Below are 24772 nucleotides of genomic sequence, written 5' to 3'. Positions count from 1 at the left end.
AAAGAACAAGAGGCTATCCAATTCAGATAGCCTCTTATTTTTTATGTAGATATTTTTGGAAAGAACATTCATATCTCAAATAAATAGTAATTATTCCACCAAATAACTTACCCGAATAGCACGAAAGTTGCTGATAGCTTGAAAACTGTTTTCAATACGCTTGATATGCTCTTTAGTGTGACGTAAAGAGACTTCGGAGGGGTGTACTTTCACCAAAACATCTTTCAGATATTCATTTCTAATACGCGAAATAGGAGGGAATTCAGGACCTAAGACGTTTATTCCCCTTTGAGAAGCAAAAACTTCACGAAGTGTATTAGCAAACCACTCAGCACTTTCATTTACTTGGTTAAAATTACTGTGTTTGAGAGTTATTTTTATCATTTGTACAAAAGGAGGATATAAAAAGGATTGGCGTTCCTCTATCTGACTTTGATACATTCCTCTGAAATCATTTTGTAATACTTGCTGAATTACGGGGTGCTGTGGGTTATAGGTTTGTATCAATACTTTTCCTTGTTGGGCACTTCTTCCCGCACGCCCTGATACTTGCAATAATAGCTGAAAACTCCTTTCGTAGGCTCGGTAGTCAGGAGAATGAATGAGAGCATCGGCATTCATTACGCCTACTAGACCTATATTTTCAAAATCTAATCCTTTCGTGATCATTTGGGTACCTACTAATATTTGCGTTTCTTGTTGCTCGAACTTCGATAATATTTTTTCATATCCGTATTTACCATTGGTAGTATCCTGATCCATTCTGTCTATGGCTATTTTTGGGAAAAGCACTTCTAATTCTTTACTAATTTGCTCTGTTCCGAAGCCTTTTGTTCTTAAATCAACACTTCCACAAGCTATACAGGCTTTGGGCATAGGAATCGCATAACCGCAATAATGGCATCGCAACTGATTACTGCTTTGATGAAAAGTGAGACTTACATCGCAATGCGGACATTGGGGCACCGTGCCACATTGCATACACTGCACGATAGGAGCATAACCTCTTCTGTTTTGAAAGAGAAGCACCTGTCTCCCTTGCGATAAAGTATTCGTAATTTCCTTTATCAGAATGTCGGAAAAATGCCCGTTCATACGTTTGCGATGGTACTTATCCTTAATATCGATAAGCTCGATAATAGGAGGAAGGAAATCTGCATAGCGTTTTGATAAGTATACAAATCCGTACTTTTCAGTCTTCACGTTATGCATACTCTCCAACGAAGGCGTTGCCGAACCCAGCAAAGTTTTAGCTTTGAAAATGTTTGCTAACATAATAGCAGTATCCCGTGCTTGCATTCGAGGGGCTGGTTCAAACTGTCGGTAAGAATTATCGTGCTCCTCATCAATGATTACAAGCCCTAATTGCCTGAAAGGCAAATAAACTGATGAGCGAACACCTACAACCAATTGCGCTTTGGGATTATTATTTAGTACATTATTCCAAACTTCCACCCGTTCGTTTGTACTATATTTAGAATGATATACTGAGAGGCTCTTGCCAAAGTGATTCTTGAATCGGTTGATAAGATGAACTGTCAAGCCGATTTCAGGAAGAAGATAAAGTACTTGTTTTCCTGTCTTTAAATATTGGTCGATAAGTTCAATGTAAATTTCAGTCTTCCCAGAGGCGGTAACCCCTTGTAAAAGAACTGTATTTTTAGTCTGAAACTGTTCCTGAATTTGATGAAGAGCTTCTTCTTGTACCTCATTGAGTATCTTTTTTGACAAAACATTACTATCAGCAAAGCTAACGCGGTCTTTCTGTAAGTAATATTCTTCAAAAATACCTTTTTCTATTACTGATTTTAGTACTGTTGTCGATACACTGGCTTCTTCTAATAATTTTTCTGCTTTTAAAGGCAATACTTCTCTGTTGATATAATTAAAATAAGCCATTATTAGCTTCTTTTGCTTTTCCGACCTTTTTAAGAGTTCTAAGGCTTTTTGCAAGCCTTCTTCGGTTTGATATTCAGAAGATAAACGAATGTATTTGATGAGTTTTGGTACATATTTCTCAAATATTCTTTCGGAAATGCGAGCAGCTCCTTTCTCTACCAAGCTCTTCATCACTTTCAGAGCCTTGTTTTTGGGGATTATCTTGCTCACCTCACTACCTTTGAGGGCTGTTTTGTAATGTAAGGCTTCGTATACCTGCCACTCGTCATCGGTAAAGAGTGTTGAATTTAATTCTTTTTCTGCAATTTCGATTATTGTTTCACTTTCTAATAAAAAAGCCGATGGCAAGGCTGATTTTAGTACTTCCTCTAAAGTGCACATATAGAAATCGGCTATCCATTGCCAATGTTCTATTTGCTGGGGAGTAACGATAGGCGATTCATCTAAGATATATTCAATGTCTTTGGTGTCATAAGAAGGCTCGACCGTATGTATATGATGTACTATAGCCGTGTATACTTTCGATTTACCGAATGGAACAGCCACGCGCATTCCCATTTGTAAGAAATGTGCTTCGTTTTCATTAATACGATAGGTAAAAAGTTTAGAAAGCGGAAGCGGCAAGATTACATCTACGAAATACATCAGTCGTGTTTTTTAAGTTTCAGAAGCGAAGCATTCAGTTCAAACCCCAATAACAATATGTTGGCATTTAACCAAATATAAAGCAGGAAGATAAGCAATGCCCCGATAGACCCATACAGCTGGTTGTAGCGAGAAAAATTCTCGATATAAATACCGAACAAATAGGTTGTCAAGCCGAACAATAACACTGTAAAGAGCGAACCTGCTGAAAAGAACTTACTTTCCCTGCCTTCAACTGTGCCGAAGTAAAACAGCAGTCCTGTACCGAAGTAGGTAATCAGTGCGACGAAAACTATTTTCGATATTTTAAGTAGCGTTTCGTAATCGGTAATAAAATTGATTTTATCGAGGTAAGGCACTAAGTATACTTCGTAATAAATGAATACAATCACAGCAAATAGAACGAGAAGCGCCAAAATAATTGCTACCATTAGGGCGTAGAGATATTGCTTGATATAGGTGCGTGTGATTTGCCGATGGTACGAATACTCAAACCCTCCAAAAATTGCCATAATACCATTGGTCATTAAGAAAATAGAGAGAAAAAATACCGAAGACAATAAGCCACCACGTTTTTTATCGGCGATATCGAAAAAAATATCTGAAAAGAAATCGTGCGTACCTGGGGGAAGCATATCTTCAATAAAAGCCCAAAAGTCTCCCTGGAAATTTTCGATAGGAATATAAGGGATTAAGTTTAAAATGAACAGCAAAAAGGGAAAGATTGCCAAGAAAAAACTATACGAGATAGCGCTCGCCCGATAGGTGAGTGCACCTCTAATAATCCCTGCGGTATACAGTTCGAGCAAATCATATAATGAAAAAGCATTTTTAGCTAAAGGAATACTTTTCAAAAAGCTTACGAATTGCTTGATAATGGGAAGGTTATGTATTCTCTCTTTTAATGTCATCAGTAGTTAGTTTTTTTTGGGAAAGCATATTGCTTTTAGTTGATTTTCTTTCTTTTAGTCGCTCTTTTATCGCCCCGATAAACCAATAAGGAATAACCATACATAAAAGGCAGAATAGCCAAAAACCAATTAGGAAAATGACTACAAAAAGGAGAAAACCCAAATATTGCTCAATGCTGAATGATAGATAATAAACGCTCATAACTTTTTCTATCTAATTACCAGTTTATGGTTTCCTTCCCTACGGATGTAAGATAGGCATTAGCTTTGCTGAAATGCTTATTGCCAAACCAATAGCCTTTGTTTGCACTCAAAGGAGAGGGATGCCCTGAGGTAAGAATACAATGTTTTGCCGGGTCGATAAGGCTTGTTTTCTTTTTGGCATAACCACCCCACAACATAAACACTATATTGTTACAATGTGCTGAAACTGCTTTAATAACAGCGTCAGTAAAAGTTTCCCACCCTTTATTTTGGTGGCTACCAGCTTCGTTGGCTCTTACGGTGAGAGTGGCGTTCAGTAGCAAAACTCCTTGCGATGCCCAGCGCTCCAAATTGCCACTGATAGGGTAGGAGGTACCTAAATCTTGCCCTATTTCCCTAAAAATATTGATAAGTGAAGGTGGGTGGGCAATGCCATCGTGTACTGAAAAACACAAACCGTTTGCCTGCCCTTCGCCGTGATAGGGGTCTTGCCCGATGATAACTACTTTCACCTTGTCCAGCGGACAATGGTCGAAAGCCGAAAATATTTGCTTTCCTTTGGGATAACAGATATTTTCGGCATATTCTTTCTTTACAAAATCGGTGAGCTGACTGAAATACGGCTTATTAAATTCTTCTTGTAATACCGACTTCCAGCTGGGGTGTATGTTCACTTCCATAGTTTATGGGGTTACATTTGTATTTTCTTTGTTTTTAGCAGAAGGGGCATTCGGCTTTCTACGCGCTATCACATCGGCGTAATACTTCCTGCTGTTATTGATGACCTCCAACGTCTTTTTGTAGAACTCATCTTGTTTCACCCCCGATAGGGTTACAATGTAATTTACCATATTGCGGTAATCATCTGAGAGCTCTTTGCGTAGCGGACGTATATGATAGGCTTCTTTTTGCAAGGTTTGGAACGACCTATGCGAAAAAAGTTCATCAAACGCTTTATTAGATTTTTCCAACTCACTTACAAACTCCTTAATTTGCAAGGTTTTTACTGCATTTACATAAGGTTCAGCTTTGAGCTGAGTAATGAGAGTTGTAAGGTTGCTGGTTTCTTCCTCATACGTTTCTTTTGAAACATCTTTATAAGGGTCTATAAGCCTTTTTAGCGTTTCAAAAGCCTTTTTCTTATCGTCCGTTTTCGCATATTTATAGGGGCGAATACTCAAACGCAAGGCACGCATATCGGTATCTCTTGCGTGGTCAAGTTCAGCGAGTTTTTTGGTCTCTTCACTAGAACGGATTCTTTCCAATCCCTTTTCATAAGAAGGAATTTTGTTTTTTAACTTTTCGAAGAGCACTTTAAAATCGGCATCTGTTTCCAATTTTAAATCAGTCTTTCCGAAATCTTCAAAAAAACGCACTAAAAATTGTTTAAACTCGGCATTATGCAAGCGAGCAAGGTCTAAATTGATTAACTTCTCCTTTTTCATAAGTAGAAAATATTTTTTGAGGTTGTTAAATAATATAGTATTATAAATTAGGGATTATCCTAATAACGATAATCCTCGTTTTTATGCGACAAAATTACGAATTCCTTTTTTTATATGCAAAATTATTTTCAAAGTTTTTTATTGATATATGAAAAATCAATATTAGTATATGGTGTTTGTATTATAATTGATTCAACTTTGCCAAAGTTTCAAACTTTGGCAAAGTTAATACTGCAAAAACTACTGAAATAGCTAACTTTTATGTTAAACTAATATAGTTAATTTGTAAAAACCTCGCTGTTTTAACCTCCGAAGAAGATAAAAATATAAAAATTTACACTTTTTTGTAACTTTACAAAGTTAAACTACTCCAAAAGTGGCTCGCTATTAATTTTATAAAGTTCGGCAACACAAAAAGTGACTTTCTATCCACTTTAAAAAGATAAAGAACTTAAAAAGTGATTGTTTTTTGGACAATCACTTTTTTGAAATATTAATAAGTTGCCTTTTCAGTAAGTTGAACTTTATCGGATTTTCTGTACGAGCTCCAATTCATCCAAAGAAACAGAGGTAGTAAACGCCCCGTAATTTACTATGGCTTTGCCTTTTTCAATCTTATCGATACTTCCCACGCTCCGGCTGTCTTTAATGCGCACACGGTCGCCTACTGAAAGGGCGCGTTGTAGCTTTTCCTTTTCGGCGCGTTCTTGGGCAATGCGCTCTTTCTTCTCTTCTTTGCGTTGCTGGCGGATAGCCTCCATTTGCTTATGAACTTCTTGGGTAGTAGTTTTTTTCTCCTCTTTTTGCTTGGTACGTTCCTCTTTGCTTATTTGTTTGCGCTTGGCGTTTTCCATTTCAATGAGTTTAAGAAATTCGGATACCAAAGGGCGACGCTTACCATCGTAGAAATAACGTTCGGCTATCTGATCTACCTTACTACCTAAGGTAATCATACGTTGGCTTTGGTCATAGAGCTCTTGATAATTTATGAGCTTGCTTTTTACTTTATCATTGAGTTCCTCCAAGCGTTTGGCTTCTTCGCGGGCTTTGGTTTCTTCATCTTTCAGGGTTTCGGCAGTTTTTTCCATTTTGGAGCGTTCTTTCTGCAATTTGGCGATAGTGGCATCAAAACGCACTTTTCCTTTCTCTATTTTTTTCTTAGCCCGATTGATGAGGCTAAACGGAATGCCGTTTTTCTGCGCCACTTCAAAAGTGAAAGAACTTCCCGCTTCGCCTATTATCAGCTTATAGATGGGCTCTAAGGTTTTATCGTTGAAAAGCATATTGGCATTGCTCGCGTGGGGCAATTCATCTGCCAACATTTTTAAATTGGTGTAATGGGTGGTAATCACCCCAAAAGCCTTTCGATGGTAGAACTCTTCTAAGAATATTTCAGCCAAAGCACCTCCTAATTCGGGGTCGCTACCTGTCCCGAACTCATCTATCAAAAACAAGGTGCGATGGTTGCACTTCTTGAGGAAGTAATTCATATTTTTGAGTCGGTAGCTGTATGTGCTAAGGTGGTTTTCAATAGATTGGTTATCGCCGATATCGGTAAGAATGCGTTCAAACAAACACATTTTAGAACGATGATGCACCGGAACGAGCATTCCACTTTGTAACATTAATTGCAATAAGCCAATGGTTTTAAGCGTAATACTCTTTCCACCCGCATTAGGTCCCGAGATGACGATAATACGATTTTCATCATTCAGTTCTATGGTTTGAGGAAAGGTAGTAACACCTTTTTTGGCATTGCTAAGATACAGCAAAGGGTGATATGCTTCACGGAGGAATAGTTCGCGCTCCTGAGTGATTTCTGGCAAAAGTGCGTTCATTTGGTGAGCGTACTTAGCTTTGGCGCAAATAATATCAACGGCTGTAATGTATCGCTGATAGTCTTTCAGCAAATCGGCAAACTGACTGATGAAGGCAGTAAGTTCTCTTAATATACGCTGGATTTCCTCTTTTTCGTCATAAAGCAGATTGGAGAGTTCTCGAGAGTAGATTTCGGTTTGTCGCGGTTCTATATACACTATGCTACCCGTTTTTGAGCTCCCCCATACGGTGCCTTGTACTTTTCGGCGGTACATTGCTTTCACTGCCAATACGCGGCGGTTTTCTACTACGGTCTCGCGGATATCATCGAGATAGTCGGCAGTGTTATACTCGGCGAGAGCACGATTGAAACTTTCGTTGAGTTTTCCTTTCAAGGCGCTCAGCTCGCGACGTATATTGCCAAGCGTAGGAGAGGCTTCGTTTTTTATCTCGCCGTACTTGTCCAACACTTTATCGATAGCGTTCAGCAGTTCGGTAGTATACTCGATACTATCAGCCGTTTCGAAAAGGGTAGGGTATAGCGTTTTGAACTTCTTAAAGAAGAGAATTTGAGTGTTTACAACCTCGCTGATACGATGAATCTTCCTAATGTTCGACACTTCTAACAAGGCGTTTTCAATAGATAGAAGTTTAATTTCGGAAGTGATAGATTCGCAATAGTGTGAAGGGATTGTGTTGTTATTATCAAAAGACGATAGATATTCATTGGTTTGATTCAGTGCCAATAACAGGCTCTCCTGATTGTCGAAAGGCTTGATACGTAAGGCGTATTTCTTGCCGAGTTCAGTAAGGCAAAGGTCAGACAAATGAGAGAGTACAATGGGGAACTCTAAGTCTTCAAGTGTTTTTGTATTCATTTAGTTTTTAGGAAATATCTTTTTGTGATATAAAATCATCAGCCCCACTGCTATACATATTGCAGAGTCAGCCACATTGAACACAGGCTCGAAGAAACGAAAGCGTTCGCCTCCCCAAATGGGTACCCAGCTGGGAAGTGTAGTATCGATAATAGGGAAGTAGAACATATCCACCACTTTGCCGTGCAAGAGGGTTCCGTAAGGATTTTCGGCAAATAGGGTAGCAATGTTACCATAACTATGGTCGAAAATTATGCCGTAAAACACCGAATCGATGATATTGCCCAGTGCTCCTGCCAATATCAAAGAAATGCAAATAATAAGTATCTTAGGTTGTTGCTTTCTCACTGCCGATACCAGCCAATAACCGATACCTATTACCGCTACAATGCGAAAGAGGGTAAGAATGAGTTTGCCGTATTCGCCGGGGATTTTAGTACCCCAAGCTGCACCTTCGTTTTCTACAAAATATATTTGAAACCAACTGAAAACGGTTACGGCTTCGTTGAGGATAAAGTGTGTTTTGATGTATATTTTGCTCCATTGGTCGATGATAAGTACCAACAGAATAATAAGGAATGCGTGTTTTAATTTCATATTGTTTTTTTGCTAAATGAGGTGCAAAGATACTAAAATAAAGCTGAATGACAAGCCATAAAGCAACAAATACTATAAGCTGACTTAGTTTTCATTCTTTTCTTTCTCCAAGAATTTTTCTTTGTCTTTGCGAATTTGTACCAATCGGTAGTTTTCAGTGGCTATAACAAAAGCAGATAGTTTGTTTTTCTCCAAGAACTCTTTCAAATCAGTAACAATGCTCTGAGCTGAATAAGCATCGCGGATATTATGAACTACCAACCAAGTTTCATCGGCATTATAGAGGTCTTCTGAAAGGGTAAGTACCTCAGAAATTGCCTTTAATTTCTGGGTAAGTTGTTCTTTTATAGTTGTACGTGTCTCGGAAACCGTACCTGTAATGACTACTTTCCATTTCGTAGCCTTATCGTCAGTAACAAAATCTTCGGTTTCTACATCTTTAAGCTCATCTAATAGATTTTTAGCCTCTTCACTTTCAGCAGTGGCAGGATAGTTAGTCGCTATCTGTTGTAACTGCGCTTGGTAAGGAGCAAGCCCCTCTAAACGTGCCGTTGTTTTGGCTTGCAACAGTGCGATAGCAGGTGCTACTGAAGTTTCACGATACTGCGCCCCTTCTGTTTGCAACTGGTGAGCCGTCTCGATAATTTCACCGCGATTGTATCGAGCTATAAGGGTATCAACAAAAACTTGTGCCTGTTTATTGCGCTCTTGTTGTGAGGTTTCGCTTCCTTGCAATAGTTTTGCATAATCAGTATTAGGATAATTAGCGAGTAGTCGCCCTTTGATGGTTTCAGCTTTGGGGTTATGAGTATCAGTGTAATTCTTTTGGAGCTCATAAAGTGTAACTACTTCTAATTCGGGAGAAGGATTGTTGGCAAGAACGCGTTCTAAACGTTGTATAGCCAATTCATTTTCACTGAATTTAGAGCGATAGAGCACGCCCAACTGGTACAAGGCTTTATTTCTATCGATGTTAAGTTGAGCGATTTCGGCTTCGGTCTTAGGAAGTTGAGAAAGATAAGTGTCGGGAGTTTCTACTTCTTTTTCAGCTATTTGTTGTGTAGTAGCTGAGACAGTGAGGTTCGCCACATTGGCATTCCCCATACTCGACCAACGCCAGTTATCCTCCAATTTGCGATCTCCCCAATATTGTTGAAACTGTTGTTTTCCATAAGCTACACTCATCGGATTGTAGAAATAAAACTTGCCACCCTTTTCAGTAGTAGCATCGGGCATCGTTACCCCCATACCTGTGTTGGCAACCTTTTTATTGTGTTGCTTTTGTGTGCGAAGAGCAATTGCTTTCTGTACAGAATCGATATGTTTTTGGTAATACGCACGACGTTCTGTCTCTGGCAAGCGCATAACTTTTAAAACGCTATCATTTTTCTTAACGACATATTCTAACTCAGCAATCTTGGACAAGTTGTCTCTTTTTCTGCGAATAAAAAGATGTTCAAAGGTATGTTCAGGGATATAAGTAAGAGTACTATCCAAATGCTGATAAGCTCCCGTGTAGTCTTTTTGGTCAAAAAATAATTCAGAGAGACGTGTATGAGCTTTTGCTTTTAACGGATTGTTATTCTTATTGTTGGAAAGAGAACTGCGATAAAAATCGGTAGCCAAACGCTTATCATCGTCTTTTAAAAGTTCGCCGTGAGTGTAGTAAAGCACATCGAGATAGTTTTTGTGCTCATAACGGCGTTCAAGCTTGGTAAGGTAAGCTAAAAAATCAGCCTTTTCTTCAGGGGTAAATGTTTTGTTGCGAGCCTTTCCTGCTTGGGCTTCTACCCATAACTTTCGCGGAATCTTCCAGTTTTGCTTCACAACCTTTTCAAAAGCTACTTCGGCAGAGTCTTTTTGATGCTGTTTTTCATAAAGCTGAGCTGCAATAAAGTAATATCTACCGCGTAAAGCCTTATTACGAGTGTATTTACCAGCATTGTAAAGCGCATCAGCAGCCTCAGGATATTGTTCTTGATTGATATAAGCCTGTCCTAAGGTAGCATAGGCTTCAGCTCTATCATTTTTGCGTAATTTAGGATTCTCTTTTAAAAATTCAGTGAGTTTTTCTATAGCAATTTTATCTTTACCTAAACGGAGATTAGCTTTTTGTGCCCAAACCGCTGCCTCAGGAATACGCTCGCTCGTTCCGTAGTTTGTAAGCAGGTGATTGAAAGCCTCTAAGGCAGGAAAGAAACGCTCATCGTAATAACGGGCTTGACCGAGTAACATATAAGCGTCGTCAATTTTATAGTTGCGTTGTACTCCTTTAAAAACCATAGAGTGTTTCTGAATGGTTTTAATAGCTTTTTCTTCAGCACGTTGAAAATCAGCATTACCTGTACCATCTAATTGCACTTTTCCTGTCATACCGATAGGCTCTACGGGTAGAATTTCACTAAAATTATCTTGATATTTTTCGCGTAGTTCATTAAGACCTTTGGCATATGCTTCCTCCCCATTGAACAGTACATTATACTTGGTAACAATAGGTTGCATCTGACGGTTATAATAGGTATTAGCATTAGGTGTACAAGCTAAATATAGCAAAAAAACAACTAAAAAACTACTGTATAGTAAAACTCTTTTCATACTTTTTCATAAGTGCTGTTACAGAGTGCGAAAGTACTACTTTTTTTTAAAAGAGCGAAATATTATTTCAAAAAAATAAGTTTTCTCTACCAAAGCACCGCTTTATATACAGTTTAGATATATTTTTACTCTTATTATCCTTCGTCCATTGTTCGTCTTTTGTTCGTTCATTGTTCGTTCTTTGTTCGTCCATTGTTCGTCTTTTGTTCGTCTTTTGTTCGTCTTTTGTTCGTTAATTGTTTATCTGCCCGTGCGGCTCACACCGTCTTTCCTATAAGCTCTCCATATCTACATTATTTCATTCTCCCGCCTCCATTTGCTAATTCTTAAATTTGCTAATTTGCTAATTACACCTGCCCGTGCGGCTCGCACCTGCCCGTGTGGCTCGCACCTGCCTGTCGTGCTCCGACCTCGTACTGTCATTGATTTAGTATTATTGGCATTATTGGCATTGTGGTATTAAAAGACATTTGCTAATCTGCTAATTCTTCAATATCTTTGCACCTTCAATTTAAAAACACTGTTAAATCGATAACACATTAGTATGACAAACATTCAATATATAAAAGCCCAAACACAACTATCTGAAAAAGCTATTGAAAACACACTTTCACTATTAACCGAAGGATGCACTATCCCCTTCATTGCACGCTATCGAAAAGATAGCACTCAGAATTTAGATGAAGTAGCCATTGAGCATATTGCCAAATCCCAAGCTGATTACGACAATATCTGTAAGCGTAAAGAAACGATTCTCTCTTCTATTGAAGAACAAGGAAAGCTTACAGACGAATTGCGCAAACGTATTGAAAACTCTTTTGAGCTCAATGAATTAGAAGACCTATACTTACCTTACAAAAAACGGCGTAAAACAAAAGCCGATGTAGCCAAAGAAAATGGCTTAGAACCTCTTGCAAAACAGATAATGAGTCAGCGTGTAACCGATTTGGAACTATTAGCAGGACGTTACCTTTCCGACAAAGTACCTACTGAAGAAGAAGCTTTACAAGGGGCTTCGGATATTATAGCTGAATGGATTAACGAGAATACGTTTATACGTCGCACTCTTCGCCGAATATTTCAGCGCAAAGCAATCATCAGTAGCGAAGTAGCCAAAGGTAAAAACGAAGAGGAAGAAGCTCAGAAATACGCTCAGTATTTCGATTGGGAAGAAGCCCTTAACAAAGCGCCCTCTCACCGTGTATTAGCAATGTTGCGTGCCGAAAAAGAAGGATTTGTAAAACTAAAAGTACAAGTAGATAGTGAAGAAACCTTACCTTTTATGGAAGAAAACATCATAAAGAGTAGGGGAGAAGTAGCCGATTTCTTGAAGAAAACGGTAAAAGACAGCTATAAACGCTTATTAGAGCCTTCTATTTCCAATGAAACACTACAAGAGGCAAAAGATAAAGCCGATGCGAAAGCTATCAGTGTGTTTGCCGAGAACCTCTCACAGTTGTTATTAGCCTCCCCTTTGGGTGAAAAGCGCATTTTGGCTATTGACCCAGGATATCGTACAGGTTGTAAGGTAGTGTGTTTAGATGAAAAAGGCGACCTTTTGCATCACGATGTTATCTACCCTCACGCTCCCCAGAATGATATGACTATGGCTACCAAAAAGCTCAGCACAATGGTCTCTCAATACAATATCCAAGCCATTAGTATAGGCAATGGTACTGCTTCTCGTGAAACAGAGTCGTTTGTAAGAAGTATTGCTTTCCCTGAAAAGGTAGAAGTATTTGTGGTGAGTGAAGCAGGAGCATCGGTTTATTCAGCTTCTAAAATAGCTCGCGATGAGTTCCCCGATTACGATGTAACTGTACGTGGGGCAGTATCCATAGGCAGGCGTCTTGCCGACCCATTAGCTGAATTAGTGAAGATAGACCCTAAGAGCATAGGAGTAGGTCAATACCAACACGATGTAAACCAGTCGTTATTGAAAGAGGAGCTTGATGCAACCGTAGTGCGTTGCGTGAATAAGGTAGGGGTAAACCTCAACACAGCAAGCAAATCACTACTCAGTTATGTATCAGGAATAGGGGAGAAGATGGCTGAAAACATAGTAACCTATCGCTCGGCTAATGGTGCTTTTAGTAAGCGAGAGGACTTAAAAAAGGTACCTCGTTTGGGTGACAAAGTATACCAGCAAGCAGTAGCTTTCTTGCGAGTACACAATAGTGAGAACCCGCTTGATAATTCAGCAGTACACCCCGAAGCTTATCCTATCATCAAACAAATGGCAAAGGACACGGGAATCTCAGTGGCACAACTTATAGGTAACAAACAAGCTATTGCCTCTATTGATATTCAAAAGTACAAAATAGATAAGGTGGGTGAACTTTATTTGAAGGACGTATTAAAGGAATTAGAAAAACCAGGGCTCGACCCTCGTACTACTGCTAAAGCCTTTGCCTTCGACCCTAATGTAAAAACCTTTGATGATGTACGTATAGGAATGATATTACCTGGTATAGTAAACAATATTACTGCCTTTGGTTGCTTTGTGGATATAGGTGTTAAAGAAAGTGGATTGGTACACATCTCTCAACTGAAAGAAGGTTATGTCTCTGATGTAAATGAAGTAGTTAAACTCCACCAACAAGTGCAAGTAAAAGTTATAGAGAAAGACGAAGTGCGCAAACGCATTTCACTAAGTATGGTGTGGTAATAATTAACGATGGAAACACTTACAATTTGCAGTAGATACAAACGCTATAAAGTACCTCATCAAACACGGTTCGTATTATCAGAATAAAATAAGCCTGTATGAAAAACTTTTCATACAGGCTTATTTTAAGTTGCTATTCTGCTCTATATATGTTACTTTTCTGCTGAAAGAAGTGCGTCTAAACGGCGTAGTGTTTCCTCTTTGCCAATCACTTCTATAATATCGAATACGTGAGGCCCTTTGAGTTCACCTACTAAGGCTAAACGCAATGGAGGCATCACTTGTCCAAAGCCTAAGCTTTTAGTTTCCATATATTGTTTTACTGCTTCTTCTAAAGCTACTGAGGTGAAGTTAGATGTGTTTTTAAGTACCTCACTTACTTCTTTTACGATTTCAGGAGTTTGCTCTTTCCATTGTTTTTTGAGTGCCTTTTCGTCGTACAGAGCAGGAGCTTCAAAAAAGAATTTGCTAAGTTCCCAAAAATCACTCACAAAGGTAGCACGCTCTTTGATGAGACCAACTACTTTCTCTATCGTAGCCATCGGAACTGTAACGCCTCTTTGGATAAGGTCTTTTTGAAAAAGGGTAGCTAATTCTGCATTAGGCTTCATTTGTAGGTATTGGTGGTTGAACCACTTTATCTTTTCAGGGTCAAAGCGAGCCCCTGCCTTATGTACTTTTTCCAAATCGAAGAGTTGCACGAGTTGCTCGACAGTGAAGATTTCTTCATCGGTACCAGGATTCCAACCCAAGAGTGCTAAAAAATTGATAAGTGCTTCGGGGAAATACCCTTCTCCACTAAAACCTTTGAGGGTTTCGCCATTCTCTGTCCAATCCATTGGGAAGACAGGGAAGCCTAATTTGATACCGTCACGCTTGCTGAGCTTACCATTACCCACCGGTTTGAGGATAAGAGGTAAGTGTGCAAAAGCAGGGGCTTGCCAACCAAAAGCGCGATAGAGCAAAAGGTGCAATGCCATAGAAGGCAACCACTCTTCACCGCGTATCACGTGAGTGATTTCCATTAAGTGATCGTCTACGATATTTGCCAAGTGGTAAGTAGGCATTCCGTCGCTTTTAAAGAGCACTTTATCGTCTAAGGTACTCGTATCAATAGTTACTTCACCACGAATCATATCGTTCATTTTTAGCTGTTCGTTATGTGGCATTTTAAAGCGAATTACATACTCATCGCCACGCTCTAAGCGTTGTTGTACTTCTTCTTTGCTAAGTGAAAGTGAGTTTTGCAATGCATCACGTGTAGCCCAATTGTATATAAAGGTCTCTCCTTTGGCTTCTGCTTCCTTGCGAGCTGTATCTAATGCCTCAGCAGTATCAAAAGCGTAGTATGCCCAACCGTTATTGATAAGGGTATCGGCATATTGTTTGTATAACGGTTTGCGTTCACTTTGGCGATAAGGGGCGTGTTTTCCTTCTTTGCCTACTCCTTCGTCGTAAGTAAGACCTAACCAATTGAGAGAATTTATGATGTACTGTTCTGCGCCTTCAACATAGCGATTTTGGTCGGTATCTTCTATGCGAAGTAAAAAATCACCGCCGTGTTTTTTGGCGAACAAATAATTAAATAGGGCGGTACGTACGCCTCCGATATGCAATGCTCCCGTAGGACTGGGAGCAAATCTAACTCTAACCATTTATTTTTATAATAATTTTAAATCTTTAATTACTTTGAAAGCTATATCGATGTGGTTTTCGGGGATTACGATAGTAAATTCGTTGGCGGTAGAAATCACCTCGTTCATATTCACTCCCTCCCAAGCCAAACGTTGAAATATAAAATAATAAATGCCCGATACTGAGACGTTTTCTTCCGGAAGTTTTACACTGATAGCTCCTAAATCGGTGAATTTGTGCAAAATGCGTTCCTTCTTAAAGATATTCTCAACAATAGACTCCATTGAGTTACTGACAATAATATTTGCTTCATTTACCCCACGAGTAGTAGCGTAGAAGATATCTCTATTATTTTTGATTTTATTGAGTAGCTGAGCCTGAGCATTCATAAAGGTTTCAGAGGTTAAGAAAGTATAGTCGGTTAAATTTGAACGAACAATAATATCGCCTATATTCTTCAATACCTTTACAATACGATGAGTAGAGCGAAACTCCATATCTACTGAAAGGCGTTTGAGAGCCATAACAATAGCCCCATTGCGCACTTCACGCTGAGTAGTTTCAGCTTGTATATCCTTACGTATGATACGAGCCAAAGAAGTAAGGTTAATAATCCCTTCTGAAAGAGCGGTTTGTAAGAAAGGTTTTGATTTGATATAGTGCTCGACGGCTGATGCTATTGTTTTCATTTGTATTGGATATTATAAATTTATTAAAAAGTAATTGGGGGCATAAATCATTAAAAAGGATAAAAAGCGTCTTCTATGTAGTTTAAGCTAAATTCTGCATTGTTTTTTACGATGGATATAATATCGAATTGTATTTCTACATCTAAGTCTTTTTTCTTTATATAAAAATCGGTAGCTTTCACTAATAGTTCTATCTTTTGCTGATTTACAAAGCTCTCGGGTTCACCATAAGCACTTGAGCTACGTGTTTTTACTTCTGTGATATGCAAAATATTACCTTTTTGCGAAATGATATCAATCTCGGCGTGCCCAAACCTAAAATTGCGTTCTAAAATAGTATGACCATTTTCTATTAGGAAGTTTACGGCATCTTGTTCTCCTTCATTTCCTAAATCGTTGTGCATTGCCATAATAAGCGTTGGTTTTTATAATTTAACGCCAAAAGTACAAAATATTAATATATGTAACAAAAAAATATTAGTTTTTTTTCATTTCTATAAGTTGAGAGGGACTAAGCTATTTGATATCACAATACTAATTATAGGTAAAAGGTAAAAGGTAAAAGATAAAAGGTAAAAGATAAAAGGTAAAAGGTAAAAGGTAAAAGGTAAAAGGTAAAACAATGTGAGGTCGTAGCACAACAGGTAGATAGTGCGAGCCGCACAGGCAGTCGTAGCACGACAGGCAAATAAACAAAAAACGGTGCGAGCCGCACGGGCAGATAAAGAAATGACGAAGAGAACCTCCCCCTTACACATACCCAGCTTTCGCTGGCTTCCTCCAAAGGGGGAACTACAGCGACGTAAAGACGAACAAAGAACGAACAAAGAACGAACAAAGAACGAACAAAGAACGAACAAAGAACGAACAAAGAACGAACAAAAAGCGGAGAAAAAGTGAAGGTAAATTAAAACTAAGATATAAATAAGAAGAATGTTATTAGTAGATTTCAACTTTGCCAAAGTTTCAAACTTTGGCAAAGTTTGTATATGTAAATGAACAAAAGACAGTGCGAGTCGCACGGGCAGATAAAGAAAAGACGAACGGTGGTTAAAGAAATAGCGGAGGTAAGGTGGGTAGATTAGGGTAGAAAAAAAGCCCGTAATACTGCGTATTACGGGCTTTTTTAATTTAATTAATTATGAACACAAATTTTATTCCTGAGTATTTAAAGGTTCATTATCATTAGTAGGAGCTTCTTCAGTGCTCTCATCGTCATCTTCTTTCATTACCTTAGTAACGGCGGCAATAGAGTCTTTACCTTTGATATTGATGAGTTTTACGCCTTGAGTAGCACGTCCTAAAATACGAAGGGTATCGATTGATAAACGAATAGCAATACCTGATTTATTGATAATCATCAAATCTTCACCTTCTAATACGCTTTTAATGGCTACTAACTGACCTGTTTTCTCGGTAATAGAAATGGTTTTTACCCCTTTACCACCACGGTTAGTAATACGATATACGGCTTCGTGTGTTTCGGGGTCATCAATATAGGAACGTTTACCATAGCCGTTTTCTGATACTACCAATACAGTCTCTTCGCGTGGGTTTTCAATAGCAATCATACCTACTACCTCATCGTTTTCAGTATCTAAGTCGATACCACGAACCCCTTGCGAATTACGCCCTACGGCACGCACTTTCTCTTCGGCAAAACGAATCGCACGACCTGATTTCACGGCTAACATCAACTGGCTACTGCCTGAGGTAAGTTTTGCTTCGATAAGTTCGTCACCTTCTTTAATAGTGATGGCATTGATACCATTCTGGCGTGGACGAGAGTATTCTTTGAGAAGCGTTTTCTTAACAATACCCTTTTTAGTAGCCATAATGAGGTAATTGTTGCTGATGTAGTCTTCATCTTTGAGGTTTTGTACACTCACGAAAGCCTTAATCTTATCATCGGATTCGATATTGATAAGGTTTTGTATAGCACGACCTTTGGCAGTTTTGCTACCTTCTGGTATTTCGTATACACGCATCCAGAAACACTTACCTTTTTGAGTAAAGAATAATAAATATTGGTGATTAGAACTTATAAAGAGGTGTTCTAAGAAATCTTGGTCGCGTGTGGTAGAGGCTTTTTGTCCTACACCGCCACGGCTTTGGGTCTTATATTCACTAAGCTGAGTGCGTTTGATATAGCCTGCGTGTGAGATGGTAATTACCATTTTATCATCAGGAATCATATCTTCTACACTGAATTCGCCCCCTGCGTATTCAATGGTAGAACGACGCTCATCGCCATACTTCTCTTTTATTTCTAGTAGTTCTTCCTTAATAATTTCGGTACGACGTTCTTTGCGGGCTAAGATATCTTCTAAATCGCGTATTTCAGCCAGCTTTTCTTCGTATTCTTCTTTTGTTTGTTGGATAAGAACCTTATTGATACGACGTAGTGCTAACGCCAAGATAGCTTCGGCTTGTAAATCGGTAAGGTCGAATTCGGCAATTAAATCTTCTTTAGGTTTATCATGGAAACGGATAATCTCAATAGCTTTACCCATAGTGTCCTCGGTTGCCATCACCTTCATATACCCTTCTAAAATATGAATACGTTCTTTGGCTTTGCGAAGTTCATAGTCGGTACGCCTATACACTACGTCATAACGGTGTTCTACGAAGTGAAAGATAAGGTCTTTAAGGTTTAACAACTGAGGGCGCCCTTTTACTAAGGCAATGTTATTAACACTAAATGAGGTTTGTAGCTCGGTATGCTTAAAGAGATTGTTGAGCACTACATTAGGCACAGCATCGCGTTTGAGAATATAAACGATACGTATTTTACCACGAGCTGATTCATCGCGTACATCGGTGATACCCTCTAACCTACCTTCTTTTACGAGGTCAGATGTTTTTTTCAAAAGCACAGATGTATCGACTTGATAAGGGACTTCGGTTACTACAATACAATCTTTACCTTTTATTTCTTGAAACTCAGCTTTGGCACGAATGATTACTCGTCCGCGTCCTGTTTTGAAGGCTTCTTTTACGCCTTCATAGCCATAGATAATACCTCCCGTAGGAAAATCAGGAGCTTTGATGTATTTAATGAGTTCATCGATTTCAATATCGTTATTGTCGATATAAGCAATAGTTCCATCGATAACTTCATTAAGGTTATGAGGAGCCATATTAGTAGCCATACCTACTGCGATACCTGCTGAACCGTTCACCAATAGGTTAGGGATGCGTGTAGGGAGTACGATAGGCTCTTCACGAGAGTCGTCATAAGTAAGTTGGTGGTCAACTGTCTCCTTGTCGATATCTGAGAGCATTTCTTCGGAGAATTTACGCATACGGGCTTCGGTATAACGCATTGCGGCAGGGGGGTCACCACCCATTGAACCGAAGTTACCTTGTCCGTCTACAAGCATATAGCGTAAACTCCAATATTGTGCCATACGCACCATAGTATCGTAAACAGCTGTATCGCCGTGAGGGTGATATTTACCGAGAACCTCACCCACAATAGCAGCCGACTTTTTATAAGGGCGATTGCTGAGCACTCCCATATCGTACATACCGTAAAGTACACGGCGGTGTACAGGTTTTAAACCATCACGAACATCGGGCAATGCACGTGAAACGATTACCGACATCGAATAATCGATATAGGCAGATTTCATTTCATCGCTGATGTCTACAGGAATCAGTTTTTCTCCTTCTGTCATAATATATTAATAGGTATCTGTTATATAAATTAGCGTGCTAAGATACAACCTTTTTTTATATTGGCAATAAAAAAATGTTTGTTTTTTCATCATTAAACTGTAAGTGTTTGATAGTAAGTGTAAAAATAACTTATAAAGAATTAATAGGAAAGAAGAAAAATAGTGCTATAGATTAAGTAAAAGAGCCTCTGATAGGTGAAAATGCGGTGTTATTATCTATGAAATCGTATTTTAAAGTGATTAACCTTATATCATTCATATAAACAAGTTATATGGTGATAAAAATGAATTTATTTGCTACATTTATTGGTATTCATTATTAATTTATTACTTTTGCACTTCAAATTGTTATAAGATGCAAATATCAATCATTATACCGCTTCTCAACGAACAAGAATCGCTACCTGAACTTTATCAGTGGCTACATAAAGTACTCACTGAACATCGCTATTCTTATGAAATTATCTTTGTAGACGATGGTAGTACTGATAATTCTTGGCAGGTAATCAAAGAGTTATCGGGTAAAGATACTAATGTACAGGGTATTCGTTTTTTGCGTAATTACGGCAAATCACAAGCACTGCACGCAGGATTCAAACAAGCACAAGGTGAAGTGGTGATTACTATGGACGCCGACCTGCAAGACAGTCCAGATGAGATTCCTGCTCTTTATAATATGATTACCCAAGAGGGTTATGACCTTGTATCGGGTTGGAAGAAAAAACGTTATGATTCGGTATTGGCAAAAAATCTGCCTTCTAAACTCTTCAACTGGGCAGCGCGCAAAACCTCAGGTCTCACCCTTCACGATTTCAACTGCGGACTCAAAGCCTACAAACAAGAGGTTGTAAAGAATGTTGAAGTATCAGGTGAGATGCATCGCTATATTCCTGTATTGGCAAAGAACGCTGGTTTCAACCGCATTACCGAGAAAGTTGTACAACACCAAGCCCGCAAATACGGTGTGACCAAATTCGGTATGAATAGGTTTATCAATGGTTTTTTAGACCTTATCACTATTAGTTTTCTATCCCATTTCGGTAAACGCCCGATGCACTTCTTTGGAGCATTAGGAGTACTGATGTTCTTTATAGGTTTTTTGTTTTCGGCTTACCTTGGTATTGATAAATTATTTATCAATCCACACGGTCGCCTTATTGCTGATAGACCTCAGTTTTACCTTGCGCTTACCACTATGATCATTGGTACACAACTATTTATTGCAGGCTTTCTGGGAGAAATTATTTTAAAGACTAAAAGTAACGAAGAGAGATATAAAATTAAGGAATTAACAAATTAGTAAATTAGCAAATTAGTAGATAATATAACAGTAATGGAACATCAATTAAAAATATTTAATTCCTTAACAGGAGAAAAAGAAGTTTTTGTACCCTTACACGAAAACAATGTAGGAATGTACGTATGTGGGCCTACTGTATACAGCAATGTGCATTTAGGCAATGTGCGCACCTTTATGTCGTTTGATTTTGTGTATCGCACGCTTAAATTCTTAGGTTACAAAGTGCGCTATGTACGCAATATCACCGATGCAGGTCACCTTACCGATGATGGTGATGTGAACAACGACCGCTTTGTAAAACAATCACGTCTCGAAAAACTCGAACCTATGGAAATTGTACAAAAATACACTGTAGATTTCCACAAAGTATTAGAGATATTTAACTTACTGCCTCCTACTATTGAGCCTACCGCTACAGGGCATATATTGGAGCAAATACAGCTTACCGAAAAACTCTTAAAAGACGGATTTGCTTATGAAAGCAATGGTTCTGTATACTTCGATGTACTTGAATACAACAAGCGCGGACTCAATTATGGGGAGCTCTCTCGACGCAATATAGAAGAGCTCTTTGCCAATACTCGTGATTTAGATGGGCAAGGCGAAAAACGCAATCCTCAGGACTTTGCGCTCTGGAAGAAAGCCTCTCCTGCCCACATTATGCGTTGGGCATCACCTTGGGGCGACGGCTTCCCAGGTTGGCACTTAGAATGTACGGTGATGAGTACCAAATACCTCGGTAACCAATTTGACATTCACGGAGGCGGTATGGACTTGAAGTTCCCACACCACGAATGCGAAATTGCACAAGGTAAAGCGGGTCACGGCGAAAGTCCCGTACGCTACTGGATGCACGCCAATATGCTCACAATGAACGGGCAACGTATGAGTAAATCTACTGGTAACTATATATTGCCTATGCAACTCATCAGCGGAGAGAATACTTTTTTTGAGAAACCTTTTGCTCCCGCTGTTATTCGCTTTTGCTTTATGCAAGCACACTATCGTAGTGTACTTGACATTTCTAACGAAGCAATGCTCGCTGCCGAAAAAGGCTTTAACAGACTTATGGAAGCGATGAAGATATTGAATGAACTTACTACGGATGCAGAGCTCCCAACTTCGCTCCCTATAGCCGAATGGAAACAAAAATGCTACGATGCATTGTTAGACGATTTCAATTCACCTATACTCATAGCCCATCTTTTTGAAGCTGTAAAGTGGATATTCCAAGTGAAAAACGGCGAAGAAAAGATTTCAGTAACAGAACTCAAGGAGTTGAAAGAACTGATGAATGCTTTTGTTTTTGATGTATTGGGGTTACAAAGTGAGCAACAAACTGCTAATAACAACGACAAGCTCGACGGCGTGCTCCACTTGCTTATTAATATGCGAATGGAAGCCCGTGCCAATAAAGATTGGGCACTTTCCGACAAGATTAGAGATGAACTCCTTGCATTGGGTATTCAGCTCAAAGACAGTAAGGAAGGTACGAGTTATAGTGTAAATTAAAACAACTGTTACGGTTGAAACAAAGAACTCAGTAGTACTTAGTTCAGAGAATGTAGAGATTCGTCTTTATGGTGATTATTAGGTGTTTAATAATTTGATTTATGAACCAAATTATCTATGCTTTAAGTTCTTAGAATGCTGTATAAAAAGATACTATAAAGAAATGTTAAATTTATTTGTGTAATTTGTAAAAAAGAAATACTTTTGCAGGGTCAAAACTGAAATTATAATAATTATTCATTAACAAAAATGAGAACACATATCAGAAAAGAAGTTTCATCAATTGCTCATCAGCCTGCTGGCTCCGTTGAGGAAACTCGTTTCGAGAAAATCTACAACGTTGTTTTCTCGAACTCAGTAACCGCTTCAATTAGTGTCGCACACGAAATCGCCGACCTTATCAAAAAGAAACAAGCCGAAGGTAAAAAATGCATATTAGGCTTAGCCACTGGTTCTTCTCCAGTGAAAGTTTACGACGAATTAGTGCGTATGCACAAAGAAGAAGGACTTAGCTTCAAAAACGTAATTACCTTCAACTTAGACGAGTATTATCCTATGGAAAAACAGGATATACAAAGTTATTGGTACTTTATGCACGAGCACCTCTTCAACCATATTGATATTCCTAAGGAAAATATCAATATCCCTGACGGAACAGTACCTCACGACGAATTAGAAGCTTATTGTGCTAATTACGACAAAAAAATCGAAGAATGTGGCGGACTCGATTTCCAACTCCTCGGTATCGGTCGTACCGGTCACATCGGCTTCAACGAACCTGGTTCTAACCGCAATTCTGGTACTCGCATCATCACTCTCGACCACATCACTCGTTCCGATGCTGCCGAAACCTTCCACGGTATCGACAATGTGCCTCGTCAAGCCATTACAATGGGTATCCGCACAGTGTTAAAAGCACACCGCATCGTATTGCTCGCTTGGGGTAGCAGTAAAGCCTCTATCGTAGCCAAAGCTGTAGAAGGCGATATCACTGCCGAAGTACCTTCAAGCTACCTCCAACTTCACGAAAACACTACTTTTGTATTAGACGAAGAAGCTGCTGCCGATCTTACTCGTATCAAAACCCCTTGGCTCGTTACCGATGTACAATGGAATGAAGACCTCAAAGCTAAAGCTATTGTTTGGCTTTGCGAACACTTGGGTAAAACAATCCTCAAACTTACAGATTCTGATTACAACGAGTACGGTATGTCCAAACTCTTGGCAGAATCAGGTCCTGCTTACGATTTGAACATTGCTATGTTCAACCGCTTGCAACACACCATTACTGGATGGCCAGGAGGAAAACCTAATGCCGATGATACAAACCGCCCCGAACGTGAACATCCTCATAAAAAACGCGTGATCATCTTCAGTCCTCACCCCGATGACGACGTGATTTCTATGGGAGGTACTTTCGACCGCTTAGTTTCTCAAGGTCACGAAGTGCACGTAGCTTACCAAACTTCCGGTAACTTTGCTGTATCCGACCACGAAGCACTTAAATTCGCCGAAGTATTCAAAGATATAGCCAAAGAAAACAAAACTGAAGTAGCTGTAATCAACGAGATTATTAGCAACATCACCAACAAAAAATCCAATGAAATCGATAGCCTCCTCGTACGCCAACTCAAAGGTAACATCCGTCGCCACGAATCATTGGCTGCTACACGCTACGAAGGAGTTCCTGATAAACACGTACACTTCCTCAACTTGCCTTTCTATGAAACAGGTGGCGTGAAAAAGAACCCTATAGGTGAAGCCGATATCAAAATCATTATGGATTTGATTGAAGAAGTAAAACCTCACCAAATCTATGCTGCTGGTGACCTTGCCGACCCTCACGGTACTCACAAAGTATGTCTCGATGCTATCTTTGCTGCTTTGAAAAACTTAAAGCACAAAGATTATATGAAAGACTGCTGGGTATGGTTGTACCGCGGAGCTTGGCACGAATGGGATATCCACGAAATAGAAATGGCTGTACCTATGAGCCCAGCACAAGTACTCAAAAAACGTCAAGCCATCTTCTTCCACCAATCTCAAAAAGATGGTGCTATGTTCCAAGGAGACGACTTGCGCGAATTCTGGCAACGTGCCGAAGCTCGTAACAGCGAAACCGCTTGTCGTTACCGCAATTTAGGCTTCGCCGACTATGCCGCTATTGAGGCTTTCAAACGTTACTTCTTCTAAGAATTTAATAGATTTTTATAGAAGAAACTTTTTCTAAAAAGTTTAAAAAGATTGTTTATCAATCTAAAAAATAATGAGGCTATCTGATAAGAGATAGCCTCAT

18 protein-coding genes are annotated in these 24772 nt (G+C 39.1%); 5 read left to right on the top strand and 13 right to left on the bottom strand.

The annotated features are described in order from the left end of the window. Nucleotides 1-90: 90 nt before the first annotated feature. The 9 genes from priA to ACSQ7D_RS02490 all read right to left on the bottom strand — a co-directional run bounded on the left by priA (nt 91) and on the right by ACSQ7D_RS02490 (nt 11185). Nucleotides 91-2544 (bottom strand): replication restart helicase PriA, encoded by a 2454-nt coding sequence (gene priA, locus ACSQ7D_RS02530; RefSeq protein WP_437135256.1) that lies wholly within the window; start codon nt 2542-2544, stop codon nt 91-93. Further along, the gene (locus ACSQ7D_RS02525) at nt 2544-3455 is read right to left on the bottom strand and encodes a YihY/virulence factor BrkB family protein (RefSeq protein ID WP_048748013.1); all 912 of its coding nucleotides are present in this window, start codon (nt 3453-3455) and stop codon (nt 2544-2546) included. The genes priA and ACSQ7D_RS02525 overlap by 1 nt, the downstream gene beginning before the upstream one ends. Further along, nucleotides 3430-3657, bottom strand: a complete 228-nt coding sequence (locus ACSQ7D_RS02520) for a serine hydroxymethyltransferase (RefSeq protein ID WP_437135255.1) — start codon at nt 3655-3657, stop codon at nt 3430-3432. Before ACSQ7D_RS02520 ends, ACSQ7D_RS02525 begins: the two co-directional genes overlap by 26 nt. 16 nt (nt 3658-3673) lie before the next feature. Continuing rightward, nucleotides 3674-4339, bottom strand: a complete 666-nt coding sequence (gene ung / locus ACSQ7D_RS02515; protein ID WP_437135254.1) for a uracil-DNA glycosylase — start codon at nt 4337-4339, stop codon at nt 3674-3676. A 3-nt stretch (nt 4340-4342) separates the two neighbouring features. Continuing rightward, on the bottom strand, nt 4343-5104 hold the full coding sequence (locus tag ACSQ7D_RS02510) for a DUF6261 family protein (RefSeq protein WP_278590115.1): 762 nt from the start codon (nt 5102-5104) through the stop codon (nt 4343-4345). Nucleotides 5105-5628: 524 nt separating this feature from the next. Further along, the gene (locus tag ACSQ7D_RS02505; RefSeq protein ID WP_437135253.1) at nt 5629-7800 is read right to left on the bottom strand and encodes an endonuclease MutS2; all 2172 of its coding nucleotides are present in this window, start codon (nt 7798-7800) and stop codon (nt 5629-5631) included. Further along, nucleotides 7801-8397: a lipoprotein signal peptidase gene (locus ACSQ7D_RS02500; protein WP_009411097.1), complete on the bottom strand. Its 597-nt coding sequence runs from the start codon at nt 8395-8397 to the stop codon at nt 7801-7803. A gap of 84 nt (nt 8398-8481) precedes the next feature. Then, nucleotides 8482-10992: a tetratricopeptide repeat protein gene (locus ACSQ7D_RS02495; RefSeq protein ID WP_437135252.1), complete on the bottom strand. Its 2511-nt coding sequence runs from the start codon at nt 10990-10992 to the stop codon at nt 8482-8484. Nucleotides 10993-11059: 67 nt separating this feature from the next. After that, nucleotides 11060-11185 carry a hypothetical protein gene (locus tag ACSQ7D_RS02490; protein ID WP_437135251.1) on the bottom strand — a complete coding sequence of 42 codons (126 nt, stop codon included), beginning with the start codon at nt 11183-11185 and terminating at the stop codon, nt 11060-11062. 351 nt (nt 11186-11536) lie between these two features. Between ACSQ7D_RS02490 and ACSQ7D_RS02485 the strand changes: the two genes are divergently transcribed. Continuing rightward, nucleotides 11537-13660, top strand: coding sequence for a Tex family protein (locus ACSQ7D_RS02485; protein WP_437135250.1), 2124 nt, complete (start codon nt 11537-11539; stop codon nt 13658-13660). Nucleotides 13661-13812: 152 nt separating this feature from the next. Here ACSQ7D_RS02485 and gltX read toward each other — a convergent pair whose 3' ends face one another. The 3 genes from gltX to ACSQ7D_RS02470 are packed head-to-tail and all read right to left on the bottom strand — an operon-like array spanning nt 13813 to nt 16394. Then, nucleotides 13813-15315: a glutamate--tRNA ligase gene (gene gltX, locus ACSQ7D_RS02480; protein WP_437135249.1), complete on the bottom strand. Its 1503-nt coding sequence runs from the start codon at nt 15313-15315 to the stop codon at nt 13813-13815. A 6-nt stretch (nt 15316-15321) separates the two neighbouring features. Continuing rightward, the gene (locus ACSQ7D_RS02475) at nt 15322-15984 is read right to left on the bottom strand and encodes a hypothetical protein (RefSeq protein ID WP_009411092.1); all 663 of its coding nucleotides are present in this window, start codon (nt 15982-15984) and stop codon (nt 15322-15324) included. Nucleotides 15985-16034: 50 nt separating this feature from the next. Continuing rightward, nucleotides 16035-16394, bottom strand: a complete 360-nt coding sequence (locus tag ACSQ7D_RS02470; RefSeq protein WP_009422124.1) for a YraN family protein — start codon at nt 16392-16394, stop codon at nt 16035-16037. A gap of 241 nt (nt 16395-16635) precedes the next feature. On the opposite strand from ACSQ7D_RS02470, the gene ACSQ7D_RS02465 reads away from it, so the two are divergent. Next, nucleotides 16636-16884 (top strand): hypothetical protein, encoded by a 249-nt coding sequence (locus ACSQ7D_RS02465; protein ID WP_437135248.1) that lies wholly within the window; start codon nt 16636-16638, stop codon nt 16882-16884. Between the two features lie 254 nt (nt 16885-17138). On the opposite strand, the gene gyrA is transcribed toward ACSQ7D_RS02465, so the two are convergent. Further along, entirely contained in the window at nt 17139-19664 is a 2526-nt protein-coding gene (gene gyrA, locus ACSQ7D_RS02460) for a DNA gyrase subunit A (protein WP_437135247.1), read from the bottom strand. Nucleotides 19665-20019: 355 nt separating this feature from the next. On the opposite strand from gyrA, the gene ACSQ7D_RS02455 reads away from it, so the two are divergent. From ACSQ7D_RS02455 to nagB, 3 genes are all read left to right on the top strand, one after another. Next, nucleotides 20020-20964, top strand: a complete 945-nt coding sequence (locus ACSQ7D_RS02455; protein ID WP_437135246.1) for a glycosyltransferase family 2 protein — start codon at nt 20020-20022, stop codon at nt 20962-20964. 33 nt (nt 20965-20997) lie between these two features. After that, a complete protein-coding gene (cysS, locus tag ACSQ7D_RS02450) occupies nt 20998-22476 on the top strand; it encodes a cysteine--tRNA ligase (RefSeq protein WP_437135245.1) in 1479 nt (492 codons plus the stop codon). 249 nt (nt 22477-22725) lie between these two features. After that, a complete protein-coding gene (gene nagB, locus ACSQ7D_RS02445; protein ID WP_437135244.1) occupies nt 22726-24669 on the top strand; it encodes a glucosamine-6-phosphate deaminase in 1944 nt (647 codons plus the stop codon). The last annotated feature ends 103 nt before the right edge of the window (nt 24670-24772 follow it).

The sequence above is a fragment of the Capnocytophaga sp. G1920 genome, from assembly GCF_051417515.1.
This window is presented reverse-complemented; position numbering and strand designations above follow the sequence as displayed.

Excerpts from the sequence above, each read along its gene's own strand:
- priA (WP_437135256.1), bottom strand. The coding sequence starts at position 2,544 with ATGTATTTCGTAGATGTAATCTTGCCGCTTCCGCTTTCTAAACTTTTT.
- ACSQ7D_RS02525 (WP_048748013.1), bottom strand. The coding sequence starts at position 3,455 with ATGACATTAAAAGAGAGAATACATAACCTTCCCATTATCAAGCAATTC.
- ACSQ7D_RS02520 (WP_437135255.1), bottom strand. The coding sequence starts at position 3,657 with ATGAGCGTTTATTATCTATCATTCAGCATTGAGCAATATTTGGGTTTT.
- ung (WP_437135254.1), bottom strand. The coding sequence starts at position 4,339 with ATGGAAGTGAACATACACCCCAGCTGGAAGTCGGTATTACAAGAAGAA.
- ACSQ7D_RS02510 (WP_278590115.1), bottom strand. The coding sequence starts at position 5,104 with ATGAAAAAGGAGAAGTTAATCAATTTAGACCTTGCTCGCTTGCATAAT.
- ACSQ7D_RS02505 (WP_437135253.1), bottom strand. The coding sequence starts at position 7,800 with ATGAATACAAAAACACTTGAAGACTTAGAGTTCCCCATTGTACTCTCT.
- ACSQ7D_RS02500 (WP_009411097.1), bottom strand. The coding sequence starts at position 8,397 with ATGAAATTAAAACACGCATTCCTTATTATTCTGTTGGTACTTATCATC.
- ACSQ7D_RS02495 (WP_437135252.1), bottom strand. The coding sequence starts at position 10,992 with ATGAAAAGAGTTTTACTATACAGTAGTTTTTTAGTTGTTTTTTTGCTA.
- ACSQ7D_RS02490 (WP_437135251.1), bottom strand. The coding sequence starts at position 11,185 with ATGGACGAACAAAGAACGAACAATGAACGAACAAAAGACGAACAATGG.
- ACSQ7D_RS02485 (WP_437135250.1), top strand. The coding sequence starts at position 11,537 with ATGACAAACATTCAATATATAAAAGCCCAAACACAACTATCTGAAAAA.
- gltX (WP_437135249.1), bottom strand. The coding sequence starts at position 15,315 with ATGGTTAGAGTTAGATTTGCTCCCAGTCCTACGGGAGCATTGCATATC.
- ACSQ7D_RS02475 (WP_009411092.1), bottom strand. The coding sequence starts at position 15,984 with ATGAAAACAATAGCATCAGCCGTCGAGCACTATATCAAATCAAAACCT.
- ACSQ7D_RS02470 (WP_009422124.1), bottom strand. The coding sequence starts at position 16,394 with ATGGCAATGCACAACGATTTAGGAAATGAAGGAGAACAAGATGCCGTA.
- gyrA (WP_437135247.1), bottom strand. The coding sequence starts at position 19,664 with ATGACAGAAGGAGAAAAACTGATTCCTGTAGACATCAGCGATGAAATG.
- ACSQ7D_RS02455 (WP_437135246.1), top strand. The coding sequence starts at position 20,020 with ATGCAAATATCAATCATTATACCGCTTCTCAACGAACAAGAATCGCTA.
- cysS (WP_437135245.1), top strand. The coding sequence starts at position 20,998 with ATGGAACATCAATTAAAAATATTTAATTCCTTAACAGGAGAAAAAGAA.
- nagB (WP_437135244.1), top strand. The coding sequence starts at position 22,726 with ATGAGAACACATATCAGAAAAGAAGTTTCATCAATTGCTCATCAGCCT.